The following is a 12,277-nucleotide window of genomic DNA, read 5'->3' as shown; positions in this document are numbered from 1 at the left end:
GACCCCCGAAGAAACGGAGACATCATGGCATTCACCAACGATGAGGTGCTGGCCGGCCTCGCCGAGCTCATCACCGACGAGACGGGCATCTCGGCCGACGAGGTCGCCCTCGAGAAGTCCTTCACCGACGACCTCGACATCGACTCGATCTCCATGATGACGATCGTCGTCAACGCGGAGGAGAAGTTCGGCGTCACCATCCCCGACGACGAGGTCAAGAACCTCAAGACCGTCGGCGACGCCGTCACCTTCATCACCTCGAACCAGTAGGCACCGTTCCGGTGGGGGCGATCCCGTCCGGGACACCCCGCCCCCACCGGGTCAACGAAGGAACACCCATCCATGAGCACGTCACGCATCGTCGTCACCGGCATCGGCGCCACCTCGCCGATCGGCGGAACCGCGCCCGAGAGCTGGTCGGCGCTCCTGGACGGCGCCTCCGGCGCCCGCAGCCTCGAGCACGACTGGGTCGAGGAGTACAGCCTCCCCGTCACCTTCGCCGCCGAGGCGCTGGTGCGTCCCGATACGATCCTCGCTCGGCCCGTCGCCAAGCGCCTCGACCCGTCCTCGCAGCTCGCGCTCGTCGCGGCGATGGAGGCCTGGGCCGACGCGGGTGAGCCCGCGGTCGAGCCCGAGCGCCTCGGCGTCGACTTCGCCACCGGCATCGGCGGCGTGTGGACGCTCCTGGACGCCTGGGACACGCTGCGCGAGAAGGGCCCCCGACGCGTGCTGCCGATGACGGTGCCCATGCTCATGCCGAATGCGGCGGCGGGGAACCTCTCCCTCCACTTCAACGCCCGGGCATTCGCGCGCACCGTGGCCAGCGCCTGTGCGTCGAGCACCGAGTCGATCGTCAACGCCGTGCAGCACCTGCGCGACGGCCTGGCCGATGTCGTGATCGCCGGTGGCACCGAGTCGGCCATCCACCCCATCACGATCGCGTCGTTCGCGTCGATGCAGGCGCTCTCCAAGCGCAACGACGACCCCGCCCACGCGTCGCGCCCCGGCAGCATCGACCGCGACGGCTTCGTCATGGGCGAAGGCGCCGGCGTGCTCATCCTCGAGCGCGAGGAGTTCGCGAAGGCGCGCGGCGCGAAGATCTACGGCGAGGTGCTCGGCGGCGGCGTCACGGCTGATTCGTACCACATCACCGCCAACGACCCGGAAGGTCTCGGCGCCTCCCGTGCGGTCATGCTCGCCCTGGCATCCGCCGACGTCTCCCCCGGCGACGTGACGCACATCAACGCCCACGCGACCTCGACGCCGGTCGGCGACCCGAACGAGTACACGGCGCTGCGCAACGTGTTCGGCGAGCGGATCGCCGACATCCCCGTCTCCGCGACGAAGGCCTCGACCGGGCACCTCCTCGGCGGCACCGGCGCGCTCGAGGCGATCTTCACGATCCTCGCGCTCCGCGACCGTGTGGCGCCGCCGACGATCAACATCACCACGCCCGACCCCGACGTGCCCTTCCGCATCACGGGCGAGACGCAGGAGCTCGGCGACGGACAGCAGGTCGCGATCAGCAATTCGTTCGGCTTCGGTGGTCACAACGCCGTCGTCGCCTTCGCGTCGGTCTAGCCCCCGCCGTCGCCACCGCGACGAAGGAGAACGCCCCCGGATGCAGCATCCGGGGGCGTTCCTCGTGTTCAGGTGGCCCATTCGCCTCCCCAGCGTCCGGGAAAACCCCCCTCCGACCGCCGGTCGTGGCGCCTGAGCGCACCCGAATCCTGTGCGGGCCTCAGCCGACCTTGTGGAGCCAGACGACGGGCGCGTCGTCGCTCGCGTGGCGGAAGGGCTCGAGCTCGTCGTCCCAGGCGGCGCCGAGGGCGACGTCGAGCTCGCGCTGCAGCTCGGCGATGTCGCCGGCCGCGACCTCCATCGCGTAGCGGATGCGGTCCTCGCCGATGACGACGTTGCCGGCGGAATCGGTCTGCGCGTAGTGGATGCCGAGTCCCGGCGTGTGCAGCCAGCGGCCGCCGTCGCTGCGGGGCGTCGGGTCTTCCGTCACCTCGAACCGCAGATGCTCCCAGCCGCGCATGGCGGTGGTGAGGGCGGCGCCGGTTCCGGCCGTGCCCTCCCAGTAGAACTCCGCGCGCCGCGCGCCGGCGAGGACCGGCTGGTCGGCCCAGTCGAAGTTCACCGCGCGTCCGAGCGCACGACCGACAGCCCACTCGAGGTGCGGGCAGAGTGCTCGAGGCGCAGAGTGGATGAAGACCACTCCGCGCGCCTTGGGTGTCGCCATCACGTCTCCGTTTCCTAGGTTCGTCTTCCCCAACGACCTGGATGGATGCAGCGGCGATGCGTGTTCGGTTGTGCGGCCATTATCACCCACCGCGCCCCGGAATCACAACCGTGTCATTCCGCGATGTCGCGTGGGGGATGCCGAACGGCCCCGGTCGGTGCGACCGGGGCCGTTCGGGAGGTGCGGGGGCTTACGCCTCGCTCATGGCGAGCTTGGCCTGCTGGCCCTTGGCCGCGTAGTAGGCGGCACGCGCGGCGTCCTTGCGGGCCTGCTCGGCGTAGCCCGCGTCGAGCACGTCCTGCGGCACCTCAACGCTCTCGACGTGGTTCACGCCGTTGTACTTCTCGATGTACGCGTCCAGCTCGGGGCCTGAGGTCCAGGACGTGATGAGGCAGTAGCGCGGGTCGGTGCCGACGTGGGTCGCGGCGTGCCACAGGCGCTGGGTGTCGATGATCAGCTGGGCACCGGCCGGGAGGGCGATGCGCACCTCGCCCTCGGGATCGGTCCGGTTCTCGCGCAGCACGAAGAAGCTCTCTGTGTCGTCCGTGAGGTTGAAGAAGCCGCGGACGACCCAGCCCGTCCCATCCGGGTTCAGGCGATTGTTGTCGTCCTGGTGGAGGTTGTAGAGGCATTCGCCGTAGGGCGTCGGCTGCAGCTCGATCACACGGCAGCGACCGACGTTCGCGCCGGGCTCCATGGCGCGGCGGGTGAGGTTCGGAGCCTTCTCGACCTGCGAGTCGATCCAGACGCCGTCCTTGTCGGTGCGCGGCGGCTTGTGGTTCCAGAATCCGTTGCACTCGATCTCGCCGAAGGCGCTGGCCAGCGGCGCGAAGCGGGTGTCTCCGGAGGACTTCCAGTCGTTGTACTCGATGTCGAGCCACTCCTGGGGATCCAGCGCCTGGTTGTAGCGGTCGAGGACGACGTAGCCGGTCTCTGCGAGAGCGGCGGAGGTGATGTATGCCATGAGGTGAGTCATGCCTTTCGTAGAGGGCCAGCACGTTTTAACAGGCCCGACTTAGGCAAGCCTACCTCGGGGTGTTTTCGCATCCCCGGAACGCCGGGCGGGCGCCGGGTGAGGCGGAGAGGCGTCGGTTAGAGTGAGGCGTCCGCCGGACCCGTCGGGTCGCTCGGCGGGTGGACGGCGACACGGAACGAGAGCATGGGCACGGCCACGAACATCGATGCGACCGCGGTCAACACCATCTCGTGGCTGGCGGCGGCGGAGACCAACATCGTCGTCCCGGTCTACCAGCGCCAGTATCGGTGGGACATCGGCGCCTGCGAGCAGCTGCTGTCCGACATCCGCGACGTCGCGGACTCGGATGACCGCCACATGCACTTCATCGGGTCGATCCTGTCGTCCGCGAGCGTGTCGGACGGCGAATCGGAGCTCGTGCTCATCGACGGCCAGCAGCGCATCACCACGCTCATGCTGCTGATCGCCGCCCTGCACCACACGGTCGCCGACAGCGACCCCCTGCTCGCCGCACAGCTGCACACGGTGCTCGTGCGCTCGTCGGATCCGGAGCGGACGAAGCTCCGCCCGCACAGGGCGTGGGCGGAGGTATTCGAGGACGTGGTGCTCGCGCGCCGACCGGCCGACGCGCCCACCGGCGGCTCGAGGTTCGACGACAACTACGCGTTCTTCCGCAGCCAGGTCTCGCGCGATGAGGTGGCGCGCATCTGGGGTGGGCTGCAGCGTCTCGAGCACGTCGCCATCACCCTCGGCGCGGGGGCGGACGCTCAGCAGATCTTCGAGAGCCTCAACAGCACCGGCGAGCCGCTGCGCGACCACGAGCTGATCCACAACTACGTGCTCATGGGCCTCTCCCACCGGGAGCAGACGCTCATCGAGGACGAGTTCTGGTCGGCGATCGAGCGCAGCACCGGCGAGAGCATCGGCGGCTTCTGGCGGCACTACCTGGTGCTGCGGACGGGCCGCGAAGTCGTCGCGGCGGGCGGCCGCGGCGTCTACGACGCCTTCCGGCACGAGTTCCCGCGGTTGACCCTCGAGACGCTGCGGCAGGCCGCGTCGGAATGGCGCGCCTACGCGCAGATCTACGCCGTGCTCCTCGACCCCCCGCGCGAACCCGACGTCGATCTCGCACGGCGTCTGGGGCACCTCAACACGTTCGGCCGTGACGCCTATCCGCTGGTGATGAAGGCCTGCCGCGACCACGCGGAGGGCCACCTCGACCGACCGGCCCTCCTGCAGCTCCTCGACGACGTGCAGTCGCTCCTCCTGCGGCGCACGCTCGTCGGCCTGCCCGTCGACCGCCTCGTGGCGCGCCTGTGCCGCGCGCAGGCGCAGGGTCCGGAGGCGCTGACCCAGGCGATCGCCCGCATCATGCCCTCCGACGAGCGCGTGCGCGCGGCGCTGAAGTTCGCCCCGCTCCCCCACGCGGCCTTCGTCCTCGGCCGGATCGCCGGCGATCTGGACGTCGCGGAGTTCGGCGTCGATCACATCGTGCCGCTCACGCCGCCCGACACGTGGACGGGCGACGGCGTCCGCCCGTGGTCGGAGTACACCGAGGACGAGCAGAACAGCCACCGCGCCCTGGCGGAGACCATCGGCAACCTCGCTCTGCTCGAGGACAAGGCGGCGATCGCCGCCGCCGACCGGTCCTTCCCCGAGAAGCGCGACGGCGCCTACGCGCGCAGTGCCGTGCCCGAGACGCGGGCGCTGTCGTCGATCGAGGTGTGGAGTACGGCCGCGATCTCGAGCCGCACCGCGGAGCTCGCCCGGCGCTTCGTGGAGGTCTGGCGGCGGCCCCTGGTCACGGGGATCGACGACGACGGACTGACGCCCATCCTCGACGCGCAGCGGCGTCGCGGCTGGCCCCGGGGCTGGGAGCGGGAGTTCGCCTACGTCGAGTACCGCGGCGAGCACTGGGAGGTCTACGACGTCAAGTACCTCTTCAACCGCATCTTCCGCCGGCTCTGGGTCGACTCGCCGGAGAGCGTCGTCGCCTTCAGCCGCCGGCGCGGTGGGCCGATCTACCCGGCGCCGTCCTGGAACGGCCAGTGGGACCGCCTCAACGACGACAATCACCTCTACATGGGCTGGGACGCGAAGTACATGCTGACGGCGCTGCAGGAGGCGCTCGAGGAGGTCGGCACGGCATCCGAGGTCTTCGTCAAGTACTCCTACCTCGCGGAGCACATGGCCACCTGAGGCCGGAACGTCCGTGCACGCACGAAGGGCCGCCGTGAGGCGGCCTTCGTCGCGTAGGGCGGGTGGGACTTGAACCCACGATCGTCGGGTTGGTCAATTCGGCGTCCCCCCTACGGGACACTACGGAGCAGCCCAGTCCTGCTGCGTCCGATACGGGTGGTTTCGGAACATTACTGGCCAATAAGTGGACACCCCTTTGACACTCCTTGGCGGCATCTGCTGGGCATGCTCGCGGGCCGCAACGAGGAGCTGACTCGCGGTCGGCCGTAGCTCTGATGGCCGGCGACGCCCGTCGCACACGAGCCTGCGACGCGGGTTCAATACGCTAAACGATTCGAACCGCTGACCCCCTGCATTGCTTGTGACGGGTTCAAGATGCTCCGAAGTGTCGCCGCTACCCGCTGTTCATAGGCGTCGACTGAAGTTCGGCGGTTCGGGGCTACTTGATCGAGGTGGTACCTGGCCGATCAATACTGACAATCTCCCTTACACACGGCCTCCCAGAATCCTCGAGCAGCGGAACCGGACGGCCGCCTTGACGGAGATACACCCGGTCCTCAGGGGCGGTTCCGCCCTGGAGTCCCGCGGGGTGGTGGTCTTTCGGGCCCGCGGCGTCGTGACCGCGACGGGGTGAGCCATCGTGCGATGGTCAGTGAGAACGACCAAGAACTCACACAGAAAGACGACACCGCACGATGGCTCTTGACCAGTCTGCCCTCCTCGAGCTGCTCGGGGAACTGAAGCTCACCGGCACCACCGACCGCATCCGAGCCGCGACCGAGCGGCTCTACCAGGAGCTGATCGACGCGGAGACAGCCGCATTCATCGGCGCCGCCCCCTACGAGCGCACGAGCGAGCGCACGACTACCCGCAACGGTTCCCGGCCGCGGGTGCTGTCGACCACGGCTGGGGATCTGGAGTTGCGGATCCCGAAGTTGCGGCAGGGGTCGTTCTTCCCGTCGCTGCTGGAGCGGCGCCGCCGGGTCGACCAAGCCTTGTTCGCGGTCGTGATGGAGGCCTACCTCCACGGCGTCTCAACCCGGAAGGTCGATGACCTCGTCAAAGCGCTCGGCGCTGACACTGGCATCTCGAAGTCCGAGGTGTCCCGCATCTGCCAAGGGCTCGACGCCGAGGTCGCATCGTTCCGCGACCGCTCGCTGTCTGACATCGCCTACCCCTACGTGTTCCTCGACGCGACCTACTGCAAGGTCCGCATCGACCACCGTGTCGTGTCCCAGGCGGTCGTCGTCGCGATCGGCGTCGCCGCTGACGGGCGGCGGGTCGTGCTGGGCTTCGATGTCGGAGACAGCGAGACCGAGGAGTTCTGGAAGCAGTTCCTGCGCTCGTTGAAGACACGAGGTCTGGGCGGGGTGAAGCTGGTGATCTCCGACGCCCACGCCGGACTGAAGAAGGCCGCAGCGACCGTGTTGCAGGGCGCCGCCTGGCAGCGCTGCCGCGTCCACTTCATGCGCAACGTCCTGACCGCCCTCCCGAAGGGCCGGCAGGAGATGGTCGCCAGCGTGATCCGCACGATCTTCGCCCAACCCGACGCCGAGCACATCGATGCCCAGTTCGACGAAGTCGTGCGCATGATCGAGCGCGTCCACCCCAAGACCGCCGTGATGCTCACCGACGCCCGTGACGACATCCTCGCGTTCAAAGCGTTCCCCGCCCGGCATTGGCGACAGATCTGGTCCACGAACCCGCTGGAACGCCTCAATCGGGAGATCAAGCGCCGCACCGACGTCGTTGGCGTGTTCCCGAACAACGCCGCCCTGCTCCGCCTGGCCGGCTCCGTCCTCGTCGAGCAACACGACGAATGGGAAGCCGCCGACCGCCGCTACTTCTCCGAAGCCTCCATGACCGAGCTCACCGCGACCACCCCCACCATCGACGAGGCGGTGATACTCCCCGAGATCACCGCCGCCTAAACTAACGACAGCTGATCATCGCAACGAAGCGAAAGACCACCACTCAAACGGACGCGGCCGGTTCCGCTGTTCGGGATTCGAATCCCGCCAGCCTGGCCGCATCCGTTTCTCCACACCAGACCGCGTCAGGCTGTACTCATCATGGGCTGGCAAATCGGGGCATGGATGGGCGGGCCCGACCCGCGGCATGACGTCCGGCTCGGCGCATGAGCGTGCCTCTCCAACCGAGATTGGATGCTGAGCAGGTCGCGAAGATCATGGATAGTCATGAAATCGGGGCGTCGACGACTTCTTTGGCTCGCCACCATGGAGTCGCGCCCTCGGCGTCGCTCAGCGGGCTGCGTAAGCAGGGCATGTCAGTTCGACGGCACCGATAGCTTCGAGCCTTCGCGTAGCGCTGATATCGGAGTACGACGCGGGATCAACGATGGCAGAACTCGAGCGAAGGTACCGCCTCTCGCACGGCACCGTGTTCCGCGCAATTCGCTTCAAGGACGTGGAACATTCGTAACATCGCCAGGCTCGGCACCTAGCGGCTCCTCACCGTCCGCGTCCCAGTCCTCGAACTCGCCATCTTCCGAAGGTGAAACGAAGTTCTCGCGGTGAGCGAGTAGCTCCTCTCCAACGATTTCTGGGTCAGAAAGCTTCGCAATCTCGAAAGCGAAGAAGTTGTCGGTGCTCTGCCGGAGTTCCACAAGTGCCTCACCCAGGATGGGGATGTCTGGATGCGTGTAATACGAGACAGCGTCAAGAATGGAGGCTGCCCACCTCGCCCGTCTGTACATCGCGAGTGCGACAGCCGCAGACTGCTCGGAGAACGGATGATCGAACTCTTCAAGGTGTCCCGACGCGACGCTCTCGAGGTCGTGTGATGTGGCTACTTCGCGCAGAACGTAGCCGGTGGTGTAATGCATGTCGATGTAGCGGCGCACTTGGTCGGAGACCTCGCCCCGCGAGCAGAACTCTGCCCAGGTCTCCCAGGTCGGGAGTGCTTCGGCGCCGCTTGATAGAGAATCCAGGAGCTCGTAACGTCCTGCTCCCGATGCGTAGCGCTGGAGCCAGTTGTTCAGTTCGGGCTCGTACTCGTCTACCGGACGGATGAGGTACTCCCCCGTCGCCTTGGAGGACGCGGACAGGTCCAGCTCTTGCAAGGCATCGAGGAGCTCGGTGATTCTGTGCGAATATTCGCGCACCGGTACAAAAGCGCCGGTCTGCAGGAAGCCGTGACAAGCGAGCGCGAGCTTACAAATCCGCTCGAGGCCACTGGTGTACGTGTGCAGCCCGACGTGCAGGGGGAACGTTTGGTCGTATGAGATCTGACCGAGTATGTCTCCGTCCATCGGCAGGTGGCTCACTCGCCGAATGCCGGTCAGCACAAGGTCTGCTGCGAACTGCGTTTCAGAAACGAGGTTTGACCACCGCCGGGTCCTGATCCCTTGCTCACTCACGCTCGGGCTCCAATCAGTCCTCTGGCCTCAAACAGCAGGATGTCATTGATGCTCGCCGATTCCATTGCCTGGAGCAGGCCTGAGCGAATCTCGATCGTGTTCGCAGCTGTGTCCGCTCCGACAAACTCGCGATAGGAGTCTGCGATGAGGTGTGCGAGCTCAAAAGACATGCCGTTGCGTAGCAGCGCGATGACATATCGATCCGCCGTGCCGTATTTCAGCTCGAGGTAGAACGTCTCGTCGACCAGGTCCAGCGAGAACAGTATCTCCAGGTACTTCATGAGGTTGTAGTCGAGGAAGTCGAGCTCTGCTTTGATCCGCACGATCGCGAGGTTGACGAGCGCACCGCGAGATTTCGTCGACCGTCTCACATAGGCACTCGTGTGCTCCATCGCAAACCGCTTGACCTCGCCCCACTTCGACCCGACCCAGATCAGATCGCCCTCCTGACGCCTCCAATGCGTCAGGTAGCGCCCGATCATTAGCTTCAAGGGATCGCCTTGTGCTCGCCAGCTGAGGAACATGGCGTAGAAGTTGCGCGCTCCTTGTTCGTCTCGAAGACGTTCGAGGTCGTCGGTGTCTCGGCCGAGCTCGACACCCGCGAGAAAGATTTCGACGATCAATGCAATTAGGTCGTCGGCCGTCGAGGCTGCACTGCCCGTGCGATCAGCCGCACGATCTTGCATCAGTAGCTCGTAGCGGAACACATCGAAGTCATGGGCGCCGTGCCGGAAGCAGAGACGGCCGAGGTCGGTCTGAGCAAGCCGCGCCCCCTCAAGTCCGGACGCACCCGACTCGATATTCTCGAGCCGCTCGAGCGCTTCGATGCGAGGCTGATCGACCGGGCCCGACTCAAGAAGTGGATTCTGCACCGGATCGGACGCTGACTTCGAAGGATCAGCTACATCCTCGAGCCAGTTCAACGGGCTCCAGCGCTTCGGTGCGTAGGAGCTCTTCAGGACGTAGACCTTCGGAACGAGCAGTCTGAGCTTTGGCTTATCCGACGCGAAGATCTGGCTGAACCGAGCCACTCGACCAACCAGATTCCGGAAGGCCGACCGTGCCAGGTAGCCACGTCCCCGATCGGGCGACAACAGAACCATTGTGTCCGCTGGGGTGTTCACTCCCTCGAGTAGGGTCGATGTCGTCACGAGGTAACGGTTGTCCGGAGACTGATCTTCCCGGAATAGGTTTTCGACATACTGTCGCAGTACCTCGGGAATCTGTCCGTGATGGAAGAGGACGCCGCTCCGGATCACGTCGACAAGGAGGTAGTCCTTGTCGACGAGGTCGCTAATTGCCTCGATAGCTATGGCGGCCGCAGGAGCCATCGCGTCATTTACGGATACAACCTTGCTTGCGATACGTCGCGCCAAGTCCTGAGCGTCACGAGGCTTGTTCAAGTAAACGATGGTGCGAGGGCCGGCGAACGCGATGACCGCGTCGGCATCATCATCCGGGACCGTCAGTGACGACTCAAACGAACGAATCAGAAACTGGTCGAAGACGCGAAGGGCTTGCCCCGGCGCCCCCACCAAAAACTGCTCAACTTTCACCTGCTCATTCACCGTGCGCGAACGCACCAGCTCATCCGCACCGTTGACGTGTCGGAGGGCTTCCGGGTTCTCGAGGAACGGCGTGTAGTAAGCGACCTGCATGTCGGCCCTACGGGCTCGAGCCACGAGAATCACCTGAGACAGCTCAAGCGCACGGGGGTCATCCGACAGAACGTTCTGCGCCTCATCAATCAAGAGCTGATCGATCTTGAGTTCTGGATGATCGACGAAGAGCTTGTGCAGCCGTTCCTGCGTGAGGATCGCAACGAACGATGACTCACCGTTGTACGCCTCTGGATGCGAGATGACGCGCGCGGAGACGTCTCGCTGGCGCATAAGGCGAACAAGCTCGGCCTTCGTCTGCGCGATGAGCGCCTTCGACGGCACCACGATGCAAACGGCGCTGGGCAGCGACGCGAGTGCACGGTCGGTCATCATCTCCGATTTGCCATACGAGGTCGGCGCGATAATGGCCGCGTGCGAATTGACAGTATTGAATGCGCGCAGCGCCAACTGTTCCCGCGTGCGCGTGATCCCGTTCGATGTGAAGTTCCTGCTATGAGCGACTCCGAGCACCCGGTGCAACGAGTTGTCTTCAAGTACCTCGGGATGGGCTGTGTGGATCGCGGCGATCACAGGCATCAGTTCGCGGTGATCCGCGATGTCCAGCAGCGGCTCAAAGTCTGCGGTGTCCAGCGAATACTGCAATGCGATTCGATAGCCAAGCCGCTCGACGGTCGCGTCACCTTGGCGAAGAAAGATCACGGCATACGAAAGCAGCTCCTGATACTCGTCGTCCGAGATCTCCTGTCCGAGCTACATGCGTGTGTAGAGCTCGAGGAACCGCGACTCGTCGAGGTTCGCCTGATTTCGCAGCTTGCGATACGTGATTTCAACGGCCATTAGTCAGGCGCTCCGATCGAGGCACGCAATACTTCAATGAGGTCCTCAAGTTCCGACTGCTGGATGAGCAACAACCGGAGGTCTGCAAAGCGACCACGACCCTTCACACTTTCGATGAGCGCCTTACCTGTCTCTGAGTCGATCTCGTCGAGCAGGAGGTCACGCATTACGACGCCGCACAGGAGCGCGCGCACCTTCGCGGCTCCGCCGCCGTGGACGGTCTTGAAGTCCGCACGAAGGAGCTTCTTGACGCTCGATGCTTGGGTACTCTGCAGCGTTGCGTCTGCGTCAAGCAGCGCCGCGTCCCAGCGCTTTTTACGAACGTCAGACGTGAACATCTCGTGGAGACTTCGCTCGGCAACGCCGATGAGATCGCGAACCTTCCCGTCCGCCGTCTGAGTGTCGGATACCCTCCCCGCCTTGACCTCGCCGTACCAGAGGCCCCCATCGTGGTCGTCGTAGAAGGTGAGGTCGAAGCCCCTCTTGATCGCGCGCTCCTCCTTGTTGAGGTAGAGCGCAGCAGACACAAGCTTCTCGTGGCCGCGCGGCACCAGAAGGTGCACAATCAGCTCCCCGGCAATGCCGAGCTTCGTGGTCTCACTCTTCGTGTCGTAGAGCTTGAAGAACTCGTCGATTGTCAGATCGAACGAGTAGTAGTCGGGGTCTTCGGCCGCCTTCACCCGTCCGTAGCAGTACTCGACAAGCCGTGTACTGAGAGTGTCTTTGATCTCCTGGGTCACTTCTTCAAGCACCAGGATGCTCGCGTCGTCGACGGTGACGACTCTCACTCCGTCCATGCGATCCCCCAAGCCATGAGGCTTCGCCCCGAGCGATTCATGGCCTATGAATTCTCTTCGCGGACCAACACTTCGGCCTGCTCGAGCACCAGCTTGATTGCCTTGGCCACTGCATCGGGCGGGTAGTCGTACTTGACCAGCAAGCGCCGCACCTTCGTGCGCGTAGCGGCGCGCACTGATTAGGCGATTCATCGTGCTCGTATAACCCGTTGATCTTGCCCA

Annotated in this window: 10 protein-coding genes; 4 read left to right on the top strand and 6 right to left on the bottom strand. The window is 65.1% G+C overall.

Annotation, left to right across the window (positions count from 1 at the left end; genetic code table 11):
• Positions 1-24: 24 nt before the first annotated feature.
• On the top strand, positions 25-270 hold the full coding sequence (locus tag ABC304_RS13500; RefSeq protein WP_412931375.1) for an acyl carrier protein: 246 nt from the start codon (positions 25-27) through the stop codon (positions 268-270).
• A gap of 72 nt (positions 271-342) precedes the next feature.
• Positions 343-1,581 carry a beta-ketoacyl-[acyl-carrier-protein] synthase family protein gene (locus ABC304_RS13495; protein ID WP_412931373.1) on the top strand — a complete coding sequence of 413 codons (1,239 nt, stop codon included), beginning with the start codon at positions 343-345 and terminating at the stop codon, positions 1,579-1,581.
• A 160-nt stretch (positions 1,582-1,741) separates the two neighbouring features.
• On the opposite strand, the gene ABC304_RS13490 is transcribed toward ABC304_RS13495, so the two are convergent.
• Together ABC304_RS13490 and ABC304_RS13485 are read right to left on the bottom strand one after the other, a co-directional pair.
• Positions 1,742-2,245, bottom strand: coding sequence for a DUF3145 domain-containing protein (locus tag ABC304_RS13490; RefSeq protein WP_412932945.1), 504 nt, complete (start codon positions 2,243-2,245; stop codon positions 1,742-1,744).
• Between the two features lie 190 nt (positions 2,246-2,435).
• On the bottom strand, positions 2,436-3,209 hold the full coding sequence (locus tag ABC304_RS13485; protein ID WP_412931372.1) for a hypothetical protein: 774 nt from the start codon (positions 3,207-3,209) through the stop codon (positions 2,436-2,438).
• Positions 3,210-3,404: 195 nt separating this feature from the next.
• Between ABC304_RS13485 and ABC304_RS13480 the strand changes: the two genes are divergently transcribed.
• Positions 3,405-5,420: a DUF262 domain-containing protein gene (locus tag ABC304_RS13480; protein WP_412931371.1), complete on the top strand. Its 2,016-nt coding sequence runs from the start codon at positions 3,405-3,407 to the stop codon at positions 5,418-5,420.
• A 695-nt stretch (positions 5,421-6,115) separates the two neighbouring features.
• Positions 6,116-7,351, top strand: coding sequence for an IS256 family transposase (locus tag ABC304_RS13475; protein WP_046746337.1), 1,236 nt, complete (start codon positions 6,116-6,118; stop codon positions 7,349-7,351).
• Between the two features lie 488 nt (positions 7,352-7,839).
• On the opposite strand, the gene ABC304_RS13470 is transcribed toward ABC304_RS13475, so the two are convergent.
• The 4 genes from ABC304_RS13470 to ABC304_RS13455 all read right to left on the bottom strand — a co-directional run bounded on the left by ABC304_RS13470 (position 7,840) and on the right by ABC304_RS13455 (position 12,231).
• Positions 7,840-8,799: a hypothetical protein gene (locus ABC304_RS13470; RefSeq protein ID WP_412931369.1), complete on the bottom strand. Its 960-nt coding sequence runs from the start codon at positions 8,797-8,799 to the stop codon at positions 7,840-7,842.
• Positions 8,796-11,120, bottom strand: coding sequence for a DEAD/DEAH box helicase (locus ABC304_RS13465; protein ID WP_412931368.1), 2,325 nt, complete (start codon positions 11,118-11,120; stop codon positions 8,796-8,798). Before ABC304_RS13465 ends, ABC304_RS13470 begins: the two co-directional genes overlap by 4 nt.
• 137 nt (positions 11,121-11,257) lie before the next feature.
• The gene (locus tag ABC304_RS13460) at positions 11,258-12,046 is read right to left on the bottom strand and encodes a Hachiman antiphage defense system protein HamA (RefSeq protein ID WP_412931367.1); all 789 of its coding nucleotides are present in this window, start codon (positions 12,044-12,046) and stop codon (positions 11,258-11,260) included.
• A gap of 53 nt (positions 12,047-12,099) precedes the next feature.
• Positions 12,100-12,231, bottom strand: a complete 132-nt coding sequence (locus tag ABC304_RS13455; protein ID WP_412931366.1) for a type I restriction enzyme endonuclease domain-containing protein — start codon at positions 12,229-12,231, stop codon at positions 12,100-12,102.
• Between the last annotated feature and the right edge of the window lie 46 nt (positions 12,232-12,277).

The organism is Microbacterium jepli, from assembly GCF_047237905.1.
Taxonomy (GTDB): domain Bacteria; phylum Actinomycetota; class Actinomycetes; order Actinomycetales; family Microbacteriaceae; genus Microbacterium.
Note: the sequence above shows the minus strand (reverse complement) of the source record. Positions and strands in the feature narration are given on the sequence as shown.